At 62.1% G+C, this 16,954-nt stretch carries 18 protein-coding genes and 1 other RNA gene; 11 read left to right on the top strand and 8 right to left on the bottom strand.

The window, feature by feature from the left end; translation table 11 throughout:
• Window positions 1-270: 270 nt before the first annotated feature.
• The 4 genes from pyc to LB559_RS17575 all read left to right on the top strand — a co-directional run bounded on the left by pyc (window position 271) and on the right by LB559_RS17575 (window position 5,110).
• Window positions 271-3,729 (top strand): pyruvate carboxylase, encoded by a 3,459-nt coding sequence (gene pyc / locus LB559_RS17590; RefSeq protein ID WP_224674602.1) that lies wholly within the window; start codon window positions 271-273, stop codon window positions 3,727-3,729.
• Window positions 3,730-3,888: 159 nt separating this feature from the next.
• Window positions 3,889-4,149, top strand: a complete 261-nt coding sequence (locus LB559_RS17585) for a DUF2312 domain-containing protein (protein ID WP_013529099.1) — start codon at window positions 3,889-3,891, stop codon at window positions 4,147-4,149.
• A gap of 201 nt (window positions 4,150-4,350) precedes the next feature.
• On the top strand, window positions 4,351-4,791 hold the full coding sequence (locus LB559_RS17580) for a hypothetical protein (RefSeq protein WP_013529100.1): 441 nt from the start codon (window positions 4,351-4,353) through the stop codon (window positions 4,789-4,791).
• Between the two features lie 7 nt (window positions 4,792-4,798).
• Window positions 4,799-5,110: a hypothetical protein gene (locus LB559_RS17575; protein ID WP_024502896.1), complete on the top strand. Its 312-nt coding sequence runs from the start codon at window positions 4,799-4,801 to the stop codon at window positions 5,108-5,110.
• A gap of 100 nt (window positions 5,111-5,210) precedes the next feature.
• On the opposite strand, the gene msrB is transcribed toward LB559_RS17575, so the two are convergent.
• The 5 genes from msrB to LB559_RS17550 all read right to left on the bottom strand — a co-directional run bounded on the left by msrB (window position 5,211) and on the right by LB559_RS17550 (window position 9,202).
• Window positions 5,211-5,615, bottom strand: coding sequence for a peptide-methionine (R)-S-oxide reductase MsrB (gene msrB / locus LB559_RS17570; RefSeq protein WP_013529102.1), 405 nt, complete (start codon window positions 5,613-5,615; stop codon window positions 5,211-5,213).
• A 197-nt stretch (window positions 5,616-5,812) separates the two neighbouring features.
• Complete coding sequence (locus tag LB559_RS17565) at window positions 5,813-6,610, bottom strand: MBL fold metallo-hydrolase (protein WP_224618765.1); 798 nt, start codon at window positions 6,608-6,610, stop codon at window positions 5,813-5,815.
• A gap of 19 nt (window positions 6,611-6,629) precedes the next feature.
• The gene (locus tag LB559_RS17560; protein WP_224674601.1) at window positions 6,630-7,820 is read right to left on the bottom strand and encodes a vWA domain-containing protein; all 1,191 of its coding nucleotides are present in this window, start codon (window positions 7,818-7,820) and stop codon (window positions 6,630-6,632) included.
• A 6-nt stretch (window positions 7,821-7,826) separates the two neighbouring features.
• Window positions 7,827-8,273: a GNAT family N-acetyltransferase gene (locus tag LB559_RS17555; protein WP_013529104.1), complete on the bottom strand. Its 447-nt coding sequence runs from the start codon at window positions 8,271-8,273 to the stop codon at window positions 7,827-7,829.
• Between the two features lie 65 nt (window positions 8,274-8,338).
• The gene (locus LB559_RS17550) at window positions 8,339-9,202 is read right to left on the bottom strand and encodes a LysR family transcriptional regulator (protein ID WP_024502900.1); all 864 of its coding nucleotides are present in this window, start codon (window positions 9,200-9,202) and stop codon (window positions 8,339-8,341) included.
• A gap of 136 nt (window positions 9,203-9,338) precedes the next feature.
• Between LB559_RS17550 and LB559_RS17545 the strand changes: the two genes are divergently transcribed.
• Window positions 9,339-10,907, top strand: coding sequence for an MFS transporter (locus LB559_RS17545; protein WP_063173817.1), 1,569 nt, complete (start codon window positions 9,339-9,341; stop codon window positions 10,905-10,907).
• Between the two features lie 15 nt (window positions 10,908-10,922).
• Here LB559_RS17545 and LB559_RS17540 read toward each other — a convergent pair whose 3' ends face one another.
• Entirely contained in the window at window positions 10,923-11,762 is an 840-nt protein-coding gene (locus LB559_RS17540; protein ID WP_224674600.1) for an AAA family ATPase, read from the bottom strand.
• A 148-nt stretch (window positions 11,763-11,910) separates the two neighbouring features.
• Between LB559_RS17540 and ssrS the strand changes: the two genes are divergently transcribed.
• The 4 genes from ssrS to LB559_RS17520 all read left to right on the top strand — a co-directional run bounded on the left by ssrS (window position 11,911) and on the right by LB559_RS17520 (window position 14,481).
• A non-coding RNA gene (gene ssrS, locus LB559_RS17535) (6S RNA) lies at window positions 11,911-12,066 on the top strand.
• Window positions 12,067-12,162: 96 nt separating this feature from the next.
• Window positions 12,163-12,750, top strand: a complete 588-nt coding sequence (locus LB559_RS17530; protein WP_024502903.1) for a 5-formyltetrahydrofolate cyclo-ligase — start codon at window positions 12,163-12,165, stop codon at window positions 12,748-12,750.
• A gap of 70 nt (window positions 12,751-12,820) precedes the next feature.
• Window positions 12,821-13,645 carry a YmdB family metallophosphoesterase gene (locus tag LB559_RS17525; RefSeq protein WP_024502904.1) on the top strand — a complete coding sequence of 275 codons (825 nt, stop codon included), beginning with the start codon at window positions 12,821-12,823 and terminating at the stop codon, window positions 13,643-13,645.
• A gap of 74 nt (window positions 13,646-13,719) precedes the next feature.
• Window positions 13,720-14,481 carry a TerC family protein gene (locus LB559_RS17520; protein WP_013529109.1) on the top strand — a complete coding sequence of 254 codons (762 nt, stop codon included), beginning with the start codon at window positions 13,720-13,722 and terminating at the stop codon, window positions 14,479-14,481.
• 166 nt (window positions 14,482-14,647) lie between these two features.
• Here LB559_RS17520 and LB559_RS17515 read toward each other — a convergent pair whose 3' ends face one another.
• Together LB559_RS17515 and LB559_RS17510 are read right to left on the bottom strand one after the other, a co-directional pair.
• The gene (locus LB559_RS17515; RefSeq protein WP_127369214.1) at window positions 14,648-15,115 is read right to left on the bottom strand and encodes an SRPBCC family protein; all 468 of its coding nucleotides are present in this window, start codon (window positions 15,113-15,115) and stop codon (window positions 14,648-14,650) included.
• A gap of 16 nt (window positions 15,116-15,131) precedes the next feature.
• Window positions 15,132-15,614 (bottom strand): SRPBCC domain-containing protein, encoded by a 483-nt coding sequence (locus tag LB559_RS17510; protein ID WP_013529111.1) that lies wholly within the window; start codon window positions 15,612-15,614, stop codon window positions 15,132-15,134.
• A gap of 52 nt (window positions 15,615-15,666) precedes the next feature.
• Between LB559_RS17510 and LB559_RS17505 the strand changes: the two genes are divergently transcribed.
• Together LB559_RS17505 and LB559_RS17500 are read left to right on the top strand one after the other, a co-directional pair.
• Entirely contained in the window at window positions 15,667-15,990 is a 324-nt protein-coding gene (locus tag LB559_RS17505) for an ArsR/SmtB family transcription factor (protein WP_024502907.1), read from the top strand.
• 213 nt (window positions 15,991-16,203) lie between these two features.
• Window positions 16,204-16,953, top strand: coding sequence for a YebC/PmpR family DNA-binding transcriptional regulator (locus LB559_RS17500; RefSeq protein ID WP_013529113.1), 750 nt, complete (start codon window positions 16,204-16,206; stop codon window positions 16,951-16,953).
• Window position 16,954: the final 1 nt, after the last annotated feature.

Below are 16,954 nucleotides of genomic sequence, written 5' to 3'. Positions count from 1 at the left end.
TTACGGATGCCCGGCGCCTCGCGCCGGGCATTTTCTTTTGCCATCGTCATGTTCAGGGGCGGCCGGTGGAGCCGATGCTTAGCCGGGCAATGATCGTGCATTAACCGGAAAGCCGGCTCTTTTTTGGCTGTTCGGAGGAATGGGGAGGGTCCTTGGCGCAATGATTCCATTTCAATCGGTTTAAATGCGCGTCAATTTCGTTTGCACTGCAGCATTTTCACGCTAATCATTGCGCCGATTTCTCTTCCTTCCGTCGCTGGAGCCCAGTCCTTGGCCATCACGAAGATCCTCGTCGCCAACCGGTCCGAAATCGCCATTCGCGTCTTCCGCGCGGCCAACGAACTCGGGCTCAAAACCGTGGCGATCTGGGCGGAGGAAGACAAATACTCCCTGCATCGCTTCAAGGCCGACGAGAGCTACCAGGTCGGACGCGGGCCGCATCTGACCAGGGACATGGGGCCGATCGAAAGCTATCTGTCGATCGAGGAGGTGATCCGCGTCGCCAGGCTGTCGGGTGCCGATGCTATCCATCCCGGCTACGGATTGTTGTCGGAAAGTCCCGAATTCGCCGACGCCTGTGCCGAAGCCGGCATTACCTTCATCGGGCCGAGGCCGGACACAATGCGGCGGCTCGGCAACAAGGTCGCGGCGCGCAATCTCGCCATCGAGGTCGGCGTGCCGGTGATCCCCGCCACCGATCCGTTGCCGGATGACATGGAGACGGTCAAGACACTAGCCAAGGAAATCGGCTATCCGGTGATGCTGAAGGCATCATGGGGCGGCGGCGGCCGCGGCATGCGGGCCATCCGCGCCGAAGCCGACCTTGCCCGTGAAGTCACCGAAGGCAAGCGCGAGGCGAAAGCCGCCTTCGGCAAGGACGAGGTCTATCTCGAAAAGCTGATCGAACGCGCCCGCCATGTCGAGGTGCAGGTGCTGGGCGATACCCATGGCAATGCCGTGCACCTGTTCGAGCGCGACTGTTCGATCCAGCGCCGCAACCAGAAGGTCGTCGAGCGGGCGCCGGCGCCCTATCTCGAAATGTCGCAGCGCGAGGAGCTTTGCGGCCATGCGCTCAAGATCGCCCGCGAGACCAGCTATATCGGCGCCGGCACGGTCGAGTTCCTGCAGGATGCCGACACCGGCAAATTCTATTTCATCGAGGTCAACCCGCGCATCCAGGTCGAGCACACCGTCACCGAGCAGGTGACCGGCATCGATATCGTCAAGGCGCAGATCCATATCCTCGACGGCTTTGCCATCGGCACACCGGAATCAGGCGTGCCGGCGCAGAAGGACATAAGGCTGAACGGCCACGCGCTGCAGTGCCGTATCACCACGGAAGATCCCGAGCACAATTTCATCCCGGATTACGGCCGCATCACCGCCTATCGCGGCGCGACGGGCTTCGGCATCCGCCTCGACGGCGGCACCGCTTATTCGGGCGCGGTCATCACCCGCTTCTACGATCCGCTGCTGGAGAAGGTGACGGCGTGGGCGCCGACGCCGGCCGAGACGATCGCCCGCATGAATCGGGCGCTGCGCGAGTTCCGCATCCGCGGCGTCGCCACCAATTTGACCTTCCTCGAAGCGATCATCAACCATCCGAGCTTCGCCGACAATTCCTACACGACCAAGTTCATCGACACGACGCCGGAACTGTTCCAGCAGGTCAAGCGCCAGGACCGCGCCACCAAGCTCATCAACTATCTCGCCGACGTCAGCGTCAACGGCCATCCCGAGACGCGCGGCCGGCCGCAGCCGAAGGCCGACGCCGCGGCACCCGTGGTGCCTTACCTCAACGGCAATGTGCCCGGCGGCAGCAAGCAGAAGCTGGATGTGCTGGGCCCGCAGAAGTTCGCCGCCTGGATGCGCGATCAGAAGGAGGTTCTGGTCACCGACACAACGATGCGTGATGGCCATCAATCGCTGCTGGCGACGCGCATGCGCACGCATGACATTGCCGGCATCGCCGGTACCTATGCGCGTGCCTTGCCGCAGCTTCTATCGCTGGAATGCTGGGGTGGCGCCACCTTCGACGTCGCCATGCGCTTCCTCACCGAGGATCCGTGGGAGCGGCTGTCGCTGGTGCGCGAGGCGGCGCCCAATCTGCTGTTGCAGATGCTGCTGCGCGGTGCCAATGGCGTCGGCTACACCAACTATCCCGACAATGTCGTGCAGCATTTCGTCAAGCAGGCAGCAAGCGGTGGCATCGACCTGTTCCGGGTCTTCGATTGCCTGAACTGGGTCGACAACATGCGCGTCGCCATGGATGCGGTCGGAGCCGAGGGCAAGCTGATCGAAGCGGCGATCTGCTACACCGGCGATATCCTCGATCCGGCGCGGGCGAAATACGACCTCAAATACTATGTCGGCCTAGCCAGGGAATTGCAGGCGGCCGGCGCCCACATCATCGCCGTCAAGGACATGGCCGGCCTGCTGAAGCCTTCCGCAGCACGCGTGCTGTTCAAGGCGCTGCGCGAGGCGACCGACCTGCCGATCCATTTCCACACCCACGACACGTCGGGCCTGTCGGCGGCGACGGTGCTGGCGGCGGTGGAAAGCGGCGTCGACGCCATAGACGCGGCGATGGATGCCTTCTCCGGCAACACCTCGCAGCCTTGCCTTGGCTCACTCGTCGAGGCGCTGAAGGGCACCGAACGCGACCCCGGTCTCGACCCGCAATGGATCAGGAAGATCTCGTTCTATTGGGAAGCGGTGCGCAACCAGTACGCCGCCTTCGAAAGCGACCTCAAGGGGCCGGCCTCGGAAGTCTATCTGCACGAGATGCCGGGCGGGCAGTTCACCAATCTGAAGGAACAGGCTCGCTCGCTCGGATTGGAGACGCGCTGGCACGAGGTGGCGCAGACCTATCACGACGTCAATCTGATGTTCGGCGACATCGTCAAGGTGACGCCGTCGTCCAAGGTCGTCGGCGACATGGCATTGATGATGGTCAGCCAGGACCTGACCGTTGCCGATGTCGAAAATCCCGACAGGGATATCGCCTTCCCGGACTCGGTCGTCTCGATGCTGCGCGGCGATCTCGGCCAGTCGCCAGGCGGGTGGCCGGCGGCGCTGCAGAGGAAGGCGCTCAAGGGCGACAAGCCGATCACGGTGCGGCCCGGCTCGCTGCTCAAGCCAGCCGACCTCAAGGCCAACCGCAAGGAAATCGAGGAGAAGCTCGAGCGCAAGCTGTCGGAATTCGAATTCGCCTCGTGGCTGATGTATCCGAAGGTGTTCACGGATTTCGCCGGCGCACAGGAAACCTATGGGCCGGTCAGCGTGCTGCCGACGCCGACCTATTTCTACGGCATGAAGCCGGAAGACGAGATTTTCGTCGACATCGAGAAGGGCAAGACGCTGGTGGTGCGGTGCCTTGCCATCGGCGATGTCGACGAGAAGGGCATGGTCACCGTGTTCTTCGAGCTCAACGGCCAGCCGCGCCGTGTCAAGGTGCCCGACCGGGCGCATGGCGCGTCCGCCGCCAAGGCCCGCCGCAAGGCCGAACCCGGCAACGAGGCGCATGTCGGCGCACCGATGCCGGGCGTCGTTTCTGCGCTTTCGGTGGCTGCCGGCCAGGCTGTGAAGGCCGGTGACGTGCTGCTTTCCATCGAAGCGATGAAGATGGAGACGGCGCTGCATGCCGAGCGCGACGGCACGGTCGCCGAGGTGCTGGTCAAGGCAGGCGACCAGATCGATGCCAAGGATCTGCTGATCGCTTTCAGCTAATTGATACCTTCCTGGGGATCGCTGTCCGCATCGTGGCGGCAGCGTCAGTTCGATCATCGATAACAGCTTGACCCGCCGCCGCCGGTCGGGCATCGAGCCCGCTCAATTCGCCGCTGCATGCATCCCGAGTCGCGGCGCAGAAACGACGTGGAGAAAAATATGGCCGACGATATCACCGATACCAGCCAGACTGTTGCCGCCGGCCAGCTGCGTGCCTTCATCGAGCGCATAGAGCGGCTCGAGGAAGAGAAGAAGACCATTTCCGACGACATCAAGGAAGTGTTCGCCGAGGCCAAGGGCACAGGCTTCGACACCAAGGCGATGCGCACGATCATCCGGCTGCGCAAGAAGGACCAGGCCGAGCGTCAGGAAGAGGAAACCATCCTCGATCTGTATAAGGCCGCACTCGGCATGGTGTAGAGACCGTCTGGAAATTCTACTCCGGCGGCCATCTGGTGGCGTTTTCTGCGCTTCCCTGGTTCTACTGCAATGCAGTAGAACTGAGCTCACGTACTTTAAGTACGCTCCGCTCCGGTTCTCGAAACCACCACCATATGACTCGCCGGAGCGAATTTCGAAACAGTCTCCGGCCGAGCATGATGCCGGAGCGAGCATCGAGCCATGAGCGAATTCGACTTCGGCGCCCGCCGCGCCTCTGAATTCCGCCAGCGCGGCTTCTGGACGCTGTTCGCCGAGCGGCATCCGGAAGAAAGGGCTCTGATGGCGAGGCGCGGACCCTGGTTCTGGCAGCGCGGGCTGCCCGATTTCGCCTTGGTCCTTTCCATGTATGTCGCGCCGGCGCAGAGCCAGGTCGGCGTCTTCTTCGGCCGCAACGAGAAGTTCGGCGCCACGCAAGCGTGGTCGCGGTTGAAACCGTTCCAGCCTGATATCGAAGCCCGGCTGAAGCTCAGGCCGGAACAGAGTTGCGAGGATCTCGGCATCAATTCGATGTGGCGGGTGAACTGCTATGCCGAGGACAACTGGCCAGCCATGGCCGACTGGCTGGTGACCGAATGTTCGCGTTTCGAGCGCGCGGTAACCGAAGTCCTGAGGCAGGGATAGACATCCGGTGTTGCCAGAGGGTATCGGCTCCTTTTTCCGCTCACGCTGGCAAGGCCAGGTGCCGCTCGACCGGCTGTTCTGGCGCGACCTTGTTCTTGTCGGCACGGCGCTCAACGTAGCATCTCTGGTGGCCGCGATCGTCCTGCTCGGACTGAAGCTGCCGCTCGCGCTGGTTCTGGCGGTGCATTTCGCACCGGTGCCCTACAACCTCTTTCTGACCTTTTCCGTATGGCGAACCACGGAAAAGGCCGGTGGCGCCAAGGCCTCACTGATGACGCTCGGCGCCACATTATGGCTGATCCTGACGGTCGTGGTCTGAGAGCGGACACGGGCGCCCACCGCGTTCGCCGGGTTCGGCCGGGGGGCAATGAAAAGGGCGGCCGCAGCCGCCCTTTTCATTCATTCAATCGAATTTCGGTTCAGGCCGCCGGCTCGAATTTCAGCGCCACGCCGTTGATGCAATAGCGCAGGCCAGTCGGCGGCGGGCCGTCCTCGAAGACATGGCCGAGATGGCTGCCGCAGCGGGCGCAATGGCATTCGGTGCGAACCATGCCGTAGCTGCGGTCGACGGTGTTTTCGACCGAACCCGGCACCGGGTCGTTGAAGCTCGGCCAGCCGGTGCCGCTCTCGAACTTCAGCTTGGATTCAAACAAAGGCTGGTCGCAGCCGACGCAGGAAAATGTGCCGGCGCGCTTCTCATACAGCAAGGCGCAGCTTCCCGGCCGCTCGGTGCCGTGGCCGCGCATGACGGCATACTGCTCCGGCGTCAGCCGGGCGCGCCATTCGGCGTCGGTGCGGGTTACAGGGTAGGTGTGGGTGTCCATGTGATCTCCTCAGCCTTGCCGACTCGCCACTACAGCGCCGCGCGCCCATCGGACGCGCAAAGGACGCTGTAGTACTTTGGTTTTGCGCATAATCCTTTCCGAACCGGAGGTTCGGGATCATGCGCGGATTGCAACCTCATATTCGCACCAAGATAGGCATTTGTTACGCGATTTGCCCGCATTTTCGATCGTGATCTTTATGCGATCGCCCTGAGATAGCGATCGACCGAAGCAGCCAACGCCGCTTTTGCGCCCCCGATGACATTCTGGTTCCACCATGCACCATAGATATGGTCGAACGCGAATGGCTCCAGTGCCGCCGCGATGCGGCGCACGGCCGCTGCATTGAGCGGAATGTAGTTCGGATAGCTGTACATGAAGCTGACATGGCGGCGCGTCGGCGTCACCTGCAAGATATCGCCGGCCAGCAAGACGTCGCCGACATCGCGTTTCCAGTGCAGTACCTGACCGCCGGCAAAGTGGCCGCCGCAGCGGATGAGCGTCAGCGAAGGGTTTATGGCCAGCGTCTCGCCTTCCCAACTGACGATCGCCTTGTGCGGTCGCATGATCCATTGGCGGTCATCGGCATGGAGATAAATCGGCACGCCGCCAAACGCCTCGCTCCAACTGGCCATCACCGAATAATAGTGGCAGTGCGAGATGGCGATCGCCGCCAGGCCACCGCGGCGGTTGATCTCGGCCACCGCCTCGTCGCTGACCATCGAAACGCAGTCCCACAGCACGTTGCCGTGTGGCGTCTGCGCCAGCAGCGCCCGTTGGCCGATGGCGAAGCGCGGCTCGATGCCGAAGGCGAGAACGCCGGCATCGTCCTTCATAACAAGCCGGTGTCCTTCGGCAAGTTCCTCCGGCGTGATCCACGCTTGGCCCTCCCAGCGCACATATTGGCGCTCGTCCTCGCAGATCGGGCAATGTTTTGGCGGCGTCTCTGTCGCCGCGAACTGGACGCCGCATTGCAGGCAGAGGAAGCAGGTCATCGGATCTCCTGTCGGTCTTTCAGTGCTTTCTTGAAAGCTGCTTGGTCGCGCCCTCAAGCCCGGCCAGCGTCAGCGGGAACATGCGGCCGCCGAAGATGTCGCGGATCATCGCAATCGAGTGGGTGTAGCCCCAGTTCTTGGGGTCTTCGGGGTTCAGCCATACCGCGTTCGGCCATTGCTGCAGCAGACGGCCGAGCCAGACGCTGCCCGCCTCCGGATTCCAGTGCTCGACCGAACCGCCGGGGTGAGCGATCTCGTAAGGGCTCATCGAGGCGTCGCCGACGACGATCACCTTGTAGTCCGGCCCATATTTGTGAAGCAGGTCGAAGGTCGGAATCACCTCGGCATGCCTGCGGCGATTGTCCTTCCACACGCCCTCATAGAGGCAGTTGTGGAAATAGAAATATTCGAGCTGGCGGAATTCGGCGCGGGCGGCCGAGAACAGCTCCTCGACGCTTTTGATGTGGTCGTCCATCGAGCCGCCGACATCGAAGAACATCAACAGCTTCACCGCGTTGCGCCGCTCTGGCCGCGTCTGCACGTCGAGATAGCCGTGTTCGGCCGTGGCGTGAATGGTGCCGGGCAGGTCGAACTCCTCCTCGGCACCCTCGCGCACCCAGCGGCGCAGGCGCTTCAGTGCGATCTTGATGTTGCGCGTGCCGAGCTCCACGGCATCGTCGAAATTTTTGAACTCGCGCTTGTCCCAGACCTTCACCGCGCGGCGGTTGCGGCTTTCATGCTGGCCGATGCGCACGCCTTCGGGATTGTAGCCATAGGCGCCGAATGGCGAGGTTCCGCCGGTGCCGATCCATTTCGAGCCGCCCTGGTGGCGACCTTTTTGCTCCTCGAGTCGCTGTTTCAAAGTCTCCATCAGCTTTTCGAACCCGCCGAGCGCCTCGACCAGTTTTTTCTCCTCGTCGGTCAGGTGCTTTTCGGCGAGGCGGCGCAACCATTCCTCGGGGATATTGGCGACGTCCAGCGCGTCCGGTCCGCCCAGCGCTTCAATGCCCTTGAAGACATGCGCGAACACCTGGTCGAAGCGGTCGATGTGGCGCTCGTCCTTCACCAGGGCGGCGCGGGCGAGGTAATAAAAACCTTCGACGTCGTAGTCGACCAGCCCGGCTTCCAGCCCTTCCAGCAGCGACAGATATTCCCTGAGCGAGACGGGAACGCGTGCAGCCTTCAGTTCAAGGAAGAAGGGGATGAACATGGCCGGTTACAGCAAATCATACTCGATGAAGCCCGTGCGGCGGGCGACGTGGTCGTAAAGCTTGCGCGCGGTGGCGTTGGTCTCGTGCGTCATCCAGTAGACATTCTTGACGCCGATCTTTGCCGCCTCTTCCTTCACTGCGTTGATAAGGGCGGCGCCGATCCCCTTGCCGCGCACATCCGGGTCGGCGAACAAATCCTGCAGATAGCAGTTGTTTTTCTCCGACCAGCCGGAGCGGTGGTACAGGTAGTGCGTGAGACCGACCGCCTTGCCGTCCAGTGTGGCGATGAAGCCTTTTGGCTCGAATTCGCCCGGAGTGAACAGCCGCTTCCAGGTGACGGCGTAGACCTCTTCCGGCAGCTTCGTCTCATAGAAGGTGAGATAGTCGGTCCACAGGCGCCGCCAATCGGCGTGGTCGGACTGCGCGAGCGGGCGGACGATTATCTCGGACATTTCGTTCCCTCTGAAGTCTGGAACCCGATCCATACCAATAGAATCGGGATCAGGAACACCCTTGCCTATTCGGCAGGCGAACTATATTCGCGAAAAGCGGTCGCGAGCATGTGCAGCGCCTCCCGCGCCCGCGGCGGCAGAGCGTGCGACTGCAAAACGATCTCGGACGGGGGAATTGGTGGCAGGCCGAGTTTGCGGCCCACCTCGATCAAGCCCGGGGGCACAACCCGGTAAGCGAGGGCGGAAAGGGCAAAGCCCGCCGATACCGCGATGTTGACGGCAGCGCCGCCGCCGCCGACGAAAGCCTCATTCCAGGCGATGCCTGCCCGGTCCAGCGCCTCGACCGCTCTCATACGGTCCGGGCAATTGCATCTGGTGCTTAAAAGAGCCAGGCGCAGGGGCGTGCCTGGTCGCCATTCGAAGCCAGGTGCCGCGAACCAGCCATAGTGGGTGCGCGACAAAGCTTCACCGCGTCGACTGTCATCTTCCTGGTGCACAATCACCGCATCGAGTTCGCCGCGATCGAAAGCTTCTTCCAGCATGGAGCTGGTATCGATCCGTATGTTGAGCGCGAGCGACGGATCGTGGGCATGAAGCTGGGCGATCAGCGTGGAAAGCTCAGGCCCCGCGACATGATCGACGAAGCCGAGCGCAAGCCGACATGGCGCCGCGGAAAATTCCGCGACGGCGCGTTCATGGGCGGCAAGGAATTCGCGGGCCACGGGCAGGAAGACAGCCCCCCTTTCCGACAGTGCCACGCGGCGCGGGGTTCGTTCGATCAAACGTGCGCCGAGCTTTTCCTCGAGCCGCCGCAACTTGACGCTGATCGTCGCCTGGGTGCTGCCAAGTGCTGCAGCCGCCCGGGTGAAGCTCTGCAGGTCGGCCACCATGACGAAAGTGCGCACGGCATCGACATCGAGACTGGCCATCTCCGGCATTCCATTTTGTTATCTCTGAAATAGAAATGCATAGTCTTTTTTCATGGTCAAGCGTCGTCTATGTCATCTCGACCGCAGTTTGAAGAGCCAGCCCGGTTCCAGAATGCTTCGACAGAAAGTGATCGACATGACGTTTCAAATCGACCGAAACACCGTTGCGCTTGCCGGGGCCTGCCTTGCCTCGCTGCTGTTCGGCCTCGAAATCTCCAGCGTCCCGGTGATCCTTCCGAGACTGGAAAGCGTGCTCGCCGCCGACTTCAAGGATCTGCAATGGATCATGAACGCCTACACCATTGCCTGCACCACGGTGCTGATGGCGACAGGAACGCTGGCCGACCGCTTCGGCCGCAAACGGGTGATGGTGATCGCCACCATCGCCTTCGGCCTGGCCTCACTGCTGTGCGGCCTCGCGCCGAGCGCTTCGCTCCTCATCATTGCACGCTTCCTGCAAGGCCTGGCGGGAGGGGCGATGTTCACTTGCAGCGTGGCCGTCTTGTCCCACCAGTTTCAGGACGGCAGCGAACGCGGCAAGGCTTTTGTGGCCTGGAGCGTCGTCTCGGGGATCGGGCTTGGCTTTGGTCCCGCCATCGGTGGATTGATCGTCGCGTTCTCGAGCTGGCAGTGGGTGTTCCTCATCCATGTGCCGCTTGCCATCCTTGCGCTGGTCTTCATCGGTGCCGGTGTCACCGAATCACGCGACCACAATGCCCAGAAGCTTGACCGTGCCGGTATCCTGACGCTCTCGTTCGCGGTGTTCGGCTTCTCCTATCTGATCACGCAAGGGGCCGATCTCGGCTCTGGCGCCCGCATCGGCGTAGCAAGTGCTGCCGTGCTGGCCTTCGCCGCGTTCCTCGTTGCCGAGAAGATCAGCCCCTACCCGATGTTCGATTTCTCGGTGTTTCGGATCCGTCAATTTTCGGGAGCGATCATGGGCGGCATCGGCATGAATTTCAGCTATTGGCCGTTCATCATCTATCTGCCGATCTATTTTTCGGGTGTGCTCGGCTACGACAGCACCACGACCGGCCTGCTGCTGCTCGTCTACACGCTTCCCTTGATGCTGATGTCCTCGACCGCCGAGCGCCTGCGCGCCCGCTATCAGGCGCGGGTGGCGATCCCGCTCGGGTTGCTGACATTGGGGGTCGGCTTTATCGCCATGAGGATAGGTTCGAGCCTTGAGGGAACCAGCTGGCTGACCATGCTGCCCGGTACGCTGATCGCCGGTATCGGTATCGGCCTCACCAACTCACCGACCACCAACACCACGACGGGTTCGGTGTCGCCGGATCGCGCCGGCATGGCTTCGGGCATCGATATCAGCGCGCGGCTGATCACGCTCGCCATCAACATCGCGGTGCTGGGCCTGCTGTTGACGCAGGGAATTGCTTCCTATCTCAAAACCGCATTGGGCACGGCCCTTGACCCGGACGAATTGCGCGCGTTGGCGGAAAAGATCGCCACCGGAAATCTCGATGGCCTCTCGCAATATTCGCCCAGGCTGGCGACCCTCGACCCGTCCGGCGCGCTTGCGCATGCTGCCTTGGTCAACGGTTTTGGCTGGGTCATGCTCTATAGCGGGATCGGCGTTCTTGCCCTTGCCGTCATCAGCTTCGTCGTCTTCGGCCCCAGAAACGTCGCGCCGCAAGAGGCAAGGGACCGTCATCGTGCTCAGGGCGCAAGCGAAGCTCGATCGTAGCCAGTGCCCGGCGCCTCACCCTTGCCTGCGCGCCATGAAGGCAAGCCGCTCGAACAGATGGACATCCTGTTCGTTCTTCAGCAATGCGCCATGCAGCTTGGGCAACGCGTTCTTCGGGTCGGCGCGCAGATCCTCGGGCGCGATGTCGTCGGCGACCAGCAGCCTTATCCAGTCGAGCGCCTCGGAGGTCGACGGTTTTTTCTTCAGCCCCGGCACATCGCGGATCTCGTAGAACTGGGTGAGGGCTGCCCGAACCAGGTTCTGCTTGATGCCGGGATAGTGGACGTCGACGATTCTGTGCAGCGTGTCGACGTCGGGAAAGCGGATGTAATGGAAGAAGCAGCGGCGCAGGAACGCGTCCGGCAACTCCTTCTCGTTGTTGGAGGTGATGATGACGATCGGCCTGACGGCGGCGCGGATGGTTTCGCCGGTCTCGTAGACGAAGAACTCCATCCGATCGAGTTCCTGCAGGAGATCGTTTGGGAATTCGATGTCGGCCTTGTCGATCTCGTCGATCAAGAGCACGACCTTCCTGCCGGCGGCGAAAGCCTCCCAGAGTTTGCCGCGCTTGATGTAGTTCCTGATGTCGTTAAAGCGCTCGTCGCCCAACTGGCTGTCGCGCAGCCGCGAGACGGCATCATATTCGTACAGGCCCTGCTGCGCCCGCGTCGTCGACTTGACGTGCCATTCGATGAGGTCGAGGCCGAGTGCAGCCGCCACCTGGCGGGCCAGTTCCGTCTTGCCGGTGCCGGGCTCGCCCTTGACCAGCAAGGGCCGCTCCAGCGCGATCGCCGCATTGACGGCCACCATCAGATCCTTGTCGGCGACATAAGCCGCCGTGCCTTCGAAACGCATTCTTGCTCCTCGGTTGGTCATCGCGACCGTAAGGACGAGGCCGTGCCTGTGCAAGGGTGAGGTGTTGGCGGCGCGAGGGCCTGAACCCAACACGGAAAGAGTGCCCGTCTCACTGGCGCTTAGCCGGCCGGCAGCCTATATTGGGCGGGACGGTCTGTGCTTCCCGGCAGGAGAACATTTTCCCCGGGGCCTTAACGATCCTTAGGGAGCTGTCCCTGGGAAGACCCGTGGGTTTTCTCACACGGCGCCCACCTACTTTGTAGGTTCCCGGGATCGCTCTCTCCACCGGTTGTGTGGATCGTCACTTATTGCCACGCGTCCCGCATTTCGGTGGATGATTGCGGTGGAAAACGTCGCTCCCAACACTCCATCCAGATCTGACCTTTTCTACCCTGACTGCATGACCTCTCTCAAAGACCTCAAAAAGCAGCTTCGCCGCGAGGCCCTCGGACGCCGCGATGCGCTCGACGAATTCTGGCGGGTGGAGGTCGCGCTTGAAATGGCAGAGACGGCACGCGATCACCTCCACATTGAGCCGGGCCAGATCGTTTCCGGCTTCTGGCCGATGCGCTCGGAAGTCGACGTCAGGCCGCTGATGTTTGCCTTGCGCGAAAGGGGCGCGCGGCTTTGCCTGCCGGCCATTCTCGACAAAACCACGATCGTCTTTCGCGAACTGGTGCGCGGCGCGCCGATGGTCGAGATGGGTTTCGGCACGGTCGGCCCGCATGAAGAAGCAGAAGTGCTCGACCCCTCGGTGATGCTGGTGCCGCTCGCCGCCTTCGATGCGCGCGGCCATCGCATCGGCTATGGTGCCGGCTATTACGACCGCGCCATCGCCAAGCTGATCGACAAGGGACAGCCGCCGCGGCTGGTCGGCATCGCCTTCGACTGCCAGGAGGTGGCAATGGTGCCGGATGAGGAACATGACGTCGTCATTCCGGAAATACTGACCGAGAGCGGGTTGCGCCGCTTCGCGTCAAAATTGTAGATAAAAGGACGCATGATCTTTCACAGACGTCATGCAGCTTTTGCTTCGCTGACCTTCGGTGCGGGATCATATGAGACTTCTCTTCCTCGGTGACATGGTTGGAAAGACAGGACGGACGGCGGTGTGGGAACAGCTGCCCGGCTTGATCTCCGACTTCAAACTCGATTTCGTCATCGTCAACGGTGAGAACGCCGCCGGCGGCTTCGGTATCACCGAAGATATCTTTCGCGAGACGATCGCGGCCGGTGCGGATGTCGTCACAACCGGCAACCATGTCTGGGACCAGCGCGACGCACTCGCCTTCGCGCCGCGCGAAGAGCGCTTCCTGCGCCCCTCGAACTTTCCCAAGGGCACGCCCGGGCGCGGCTCCGGCGTCTACATCGCCAGGAGCGGCGCGCGCGTGCTGGTCGCCAACATCATGGGCCGGGTGTTCATGCATCCCGAACTCGACGATCCCTTCCAGGCCGGCGAACGCGAGCTTGCCGCCTGTCCGCTCGGCGAGCAGGCGGATGCCGTGATCATCGACTTCCACGCCGAGGCGACCTCGGAAAAGATGTGCTTCGCGCATTTCGTCGACGGCCGCGCCAGCCTCGTCGTCGGCACCCACACCCACCAGCCGACCGGCGATCACCAGATCCTCAATGGCGGTACCGGTTATATGTCCGACGCCGGCATGTGCGGCGACTATGATTCCTCGCTCGGCATGGACAAGGAGGAGCCGCTCAATCGGTTCCTGTCGAAAGTGCCGAAAGGCCGCTTCGAAGCGGCGACCGGACCGGCGACATTGTGCGGCGTCGGCGTCGATATTTCCGACCGCACCGGGCTGACCGAGCGGATCGCGCCGTTTCGTCGCGGCCCGCGGCTGGAGGAAACCGCACCGTCCTTCTGGTCATGACATTGATATAGGCACGCTTAGTACCTAACTGCCGGCGACACTGCTCTAGATCGTTAAAAGAGGGGACGACCTCCATGCAGCTCATCGAATTCCTGGCGCCGCATTTTCAATTTGTGTCCGATCCAACCGCCTGGGTCGCGCTGCTGACGCTGATTGTGCTCGAGGTCGTGCTCGGCATCGACAATCTGATCTTCATCTCGATCCTGACCAACAAGCTGCCGGAAGCACAACGGGCCCGTGCCCGCCGGCTCGGCATCTCGGCGGCGCTGATCATGCGGCTGGTGCTGCTGGCCACCATTTCGATCATCGTCCAGCTGACCACGCCGGTGTTCACGGCCTTCGGCCATGGTTTTTCCTGGCGCGACCTGATCCTGATCGCCGGCGGCCTGTTCCTGGTCTGGAAGGCGACCAAGGAGATCCATCACACGGTCGATCCCGACGACCACAAGGATACGATGATGGGCGAGACGCTGCAGATCAGCCTCGCCGGCGCGATCTTCCAGATCCTGCTGCTCGACCTGGTCTTCTCGATCGATTCGATCATCACCGCCGTCGGCATGACCGACGAGATCGCCATCATGTACATCGCCGTGATCGTGGCGGTCAGCGTGATGATGCTGGCGGCCGGGCCGCTGGCCAACTTCATCGCCAAGAACCCGAGCATTGTCATGCTGGCGCTGGGCTTCCTTTTGATGATCGGCATGACACTGATCGCCGACGGCATGGGCTACCATGTGCCCAAGGGCTACATCTATGCGGCGATGGGCTTTTCGGCATTGGTCGAGGGGCTCAACATGCTGGCGCGGCGGCGCAAGAAGCCGGGCGGCGGGCATTGAGGCATGAGCAGCAGGGACCTTAGCCAGGATCAGCGCGATCAGTTGGCCAAGCTGGCTGAATTGCCTGACAGCGAGATCGATATCTTGGACATTCCGGAAGCTCCGGCCGAGAATTGGGCTCAAGCTCGTCGTGAGCAGGAAAAGCGGCGATCCCAAGCCCGCCGGTTCAGTTAGCCGGCACGCCCTTCGGGTGACGGTCGCCGATCAGGCCGAGCGTCAGGCCTTGTTCCAGCCACGCCTTGGCACCGGCCAGCACCAGCGTGAAGCCGCCGGTTGAGCCGACGGCCTCTTTCACCTGCCCGTCGCCATCGCCGGCGAAGCCAAAATTGCGAACCTCGAGAAAAGTTGTCTCGCCAGGCATTTCGGTGAAAGTCCAGACCACGGTGGTCGGTGGATCGCTCCACTGCATGACGATCTTTTCGTTCGGAACGATCTCGCTGACGTCGACCGTCGTCGAGACGCCGTACATGCGCCATTCCCAGTGGATCTGCTCGCCGCTGTCCAGCCGGCCGCTGCTATGGGTAAACCAGAATTTTGTGGTGATGGCCGGGTCGACGAAGGCCTCGAACACTTCGGCGACAGGCCGCCGGATCAGCATGCCGGCTTCGGCGGTCGGTTTTTCGTGGATGTCCATGGAATGCTCCTAATGGTCAGATATTGGTCTCGTTGGCGGGTTCGCCTTTCATCTCGCTGCGGTAGTAACCGTCGCGCAAATTGATGCCGTACTCGACATAGGCCTTCATGCAGGCCAGCATCTGCGACCAGCCCTCGCAATTGAGGTAGGACTTCTTCAGGCCGACCGCGCCTTCCTGCCAGCCGCTCTCGGCGATGGTGACGAAGGTGCCGCCATCGTCCAGCGGTTCGAAGTTCATCTCGATGCGGGTTTTGTAGGCCGGCTTGCCGTCCTCATCGGTGGCATCCCAGCGCAGCACGATGCGGCGGTCCTTGACCACTTCGTCGACCTCAACCGGCACCTTGCCCCACCAGACGACGCCGGCGCCGGCTTCCAGCGGGGCGCTGGCGCCGCCGATCGTGGTGAAATAGCCGCTCAGTTTCTTCGGATTGACGACTGCGTCGAAGACGTCGGCGACCGGCTTGCCGATGCGTCCGGAAACACTGAATCCAAGTGACATATCCACAGCTCCTTCCCTTGATCGGTCCAAAGATATGTTATATAAACATAACATGTCAAGCAGATCGCAAGACGACAATGTTTTCAAGGCGCTGGCGCATCCGCGCCGGCGCGAAATGCTGGATCAGCTGAAGGACGCGCCGAAGACGACCGGCATGCTGTGCGAGGCCTTTCCCGATATCGATCGCTGCACGGTCATGCTGCATCTGAAGGTGCTGGAGGAGGCCGACCTGATCGTTGCGCGGCGCGACGGCCGCGAGCGCTGGAACCATCTCAACGCGCTGCCGATCAAGCAGATCCACGACCGCTGGATCAGCCAGTATGCCGGCCATGCGCTCAGCATCATCGACCGACTGAAGTCGGACCTCGAGGCGTGAGCGGCCGCAGCAGGTCACGTCTTGCGCCGCATGCGCGGTGCGGCTGGACGAATTGAGCCGATTTATCTATAAGCCGGCCATTCCGACAGAGAACGCCGTGCTTCCAAGAGGTGCACCTGGGACGCTCTGAAATTTTGAATTCGGGCATTGCGGAAGACGAGGTCAGATCACTTCGCTTCGCGATGCTCTAGCCGAGAAGACGACAGGGGTGCCATGGCTGGCCATTCACAGTTCAAGAACATCATGCACCGCAAGGGCCGCCAGGATGCGGTGCGGTCTAAAATGTTTTCCAAGCTGGCGCGCGAAATCACCGTCGCCGCTAAAAGCGGGACGCCCGATCCATCGATGAACCCGCGCTTGCGCCTGGCGATCCAGAACGCCAAGGCGGTGTCGATGCCGAAGGACAACATCCAGCGCGCCGTCAACAAGGCCTCGATGGGCGATGCCGAGAATTACGAAGCCGTGCGCTATGAGGGCTATGGCCCGGGCGGCGTCGCTGTCATTGTCGAGGCGCTGACCGACAACCGCAACCGCTCGGCGTCCAATGTGCGTGCTGCCTTCACCAAGGCCGGCGGCGCGATGGGCGAAACGGGCTCGGTTTCCTTCATGTGGGACCGCGTCGGCGAGATCTATTATCCGGCATCGGCCGGCAGCGCCGACAAGGTCATGGAAGCGGCAATCGAAGCCGGCGCCGACGACGTGGAAACCGACGAGGAAGGCCACACCATCTATTGCGCCTTCGAGAATCTCGGTGAGGTGTCGAAGGCTCTGGAAACCTCGCTCGGCGAGGCAGAATCGGTGAAGCTGATCTGGCGGCCTCAGAACAACGTTCCGGTCGACGAGGAGCGGGCACAGTCGCTGATGAAACTGGTCGCCACGCTCGAGGACGACGACGACGTGCAGAGCGTCTACGCCAACTTCGAAGTCGACGACGAGACCATGGCCAAGCTCAGCGCGGCATGAG

The organism is Mesorhizobium sp. BR1-1-3 (assembly GCF_020165455.1).
GTDB lineage: Bacteria > Pseudomonadota > Alphaproteobacteria > Rhizobiales > Rhizobiaceae > Mesorhizobium > Mesorhizobium ciceri.
Note: the sequence above shows the minus strand (reverse complement) of the source record. Positions and strands in the feature narration are given on the sequence as shown.

What these genes read in the sequence shown, in the direction of transcription:
- LB559_RS17530 (WP_024502903.1), top strand. Translation starts at nt 12,163, where the DNA reads ATGACCTCTCTCAAAGACCTCAAAAAGCAGCTTCGCCGCGAGGCCCTC.
- LB559_RS17580 (WP_013529100.1), top strand. Translation starts at nt 4,351, where the DNA reads ATGAGCGAATTCGACTTCGGCGCCCGCCGCGCCTCTGAATTCCGCCAG.
- LB559_RS17500 (WP_013529113.1), top strand. Translation starts at nt 16,204, where the DNA reads ATGGCTGGCCATTCACAGTTCAAGAACATCATGCACCGCAAGGGCCGC.
- LB559_RS17510 (WP_013529111.1), bottom strand. Translation starts at nt 15,614, where the DNA reads ATGTCACTTGGATTCAGTGTTTCCGGACGCATCGGCAAGCCGGTCGCC.
- LB559_RS17545 (WP_063173817.1), top strand. Translation starts at nt 9,339, where the DNA reads ATGACGTTTCAAATCGACCGAAACACCGTTGCGCTTGCCGGGGCCTGC.
- msrB (WP_013529102.1), bottom strand. Translation starts at nt 5,615, where the DNA reads ATGGACACCCACACCTACCCTGTAACCCGCACCGACGCCGAATGGCGC.
- LB559_RS17585 (WP_013529099.1), top strand. Translation starts at nt 3,889, where the DNA reads ATGGCCGACGATATCACCGATACCAGCCAGACTGTTGCCGCCGGCCAG.
- LB559_RS17565 (WP_224618765.1), bottom strand. Translation starts at nt 6,610, where the DNA reads ATGACCTGCTTCCTCTGCCTGCAATGCGGCGTCCAGTTCGCGGCGACA.
- LB559_RS17515 (WP_127369214.1), bottom strand. Translation starts at nt 15,115, where the DNA reads ATGGACATCCACGAAAAACCGACCGCCGAAGCCGGCATGCTGATCCGG.
- LB559_RS17555 (WP_013529104.1), bottom strand. Translation starts at nt 8,273, where the DNA reads ATGTCCGAGATAATCGTCCGCCCGCTCGCGCAGTCCGACCACGCCGAT.
- LB559_RS17520 (WP_013529109.1), top strand. Translation starts at nt 13,720, where the DNA reads ATGCAGCTCATCGAATTCCTGGCGCCGCATTTTCAATTTGTGTCCGAT.
- LB559_RS17550 (WP_024502900.1), bottom strand. Translation starts at nt 9,202, where the DNA reads ATGGCCAGTCTCGATGTCGATGCCGTGCGCACTTTCGTCATGGTGGCC.
- LB559_RS17505 (WP_024502907.1), top strand. Translation starts at nt 15,667, where the DNA reads ATGTCAAGCAGATCGCAAGACGACAATGTTTTCAAGGCGCTGGCGCAT.
- LB559_RS17560 (WP_224674601.1), bottom strand. Translation starts at nt 7,820, where the DNA reads ATGTTCATCCCCTTCTTCCTTGAACTGAAGGCTGCACGCGTTCCCGTC.
- LB559_RS17540 (WP_224674600.1), bottom strand. Translation starts at nt 11,762, where the DNA reads ATGCGTTTCGAAGGCACGGCGGCTTATGTCGCCGACAAGGATCTGATG.
- LB559_RS17525 (WP_024502904.1), top strand. Translation starts at nt 12,821, where the DNA reads ATGAGACTTCTCTTCCTCGGTGACATGGTTGGAAAGACAGGACGGACG.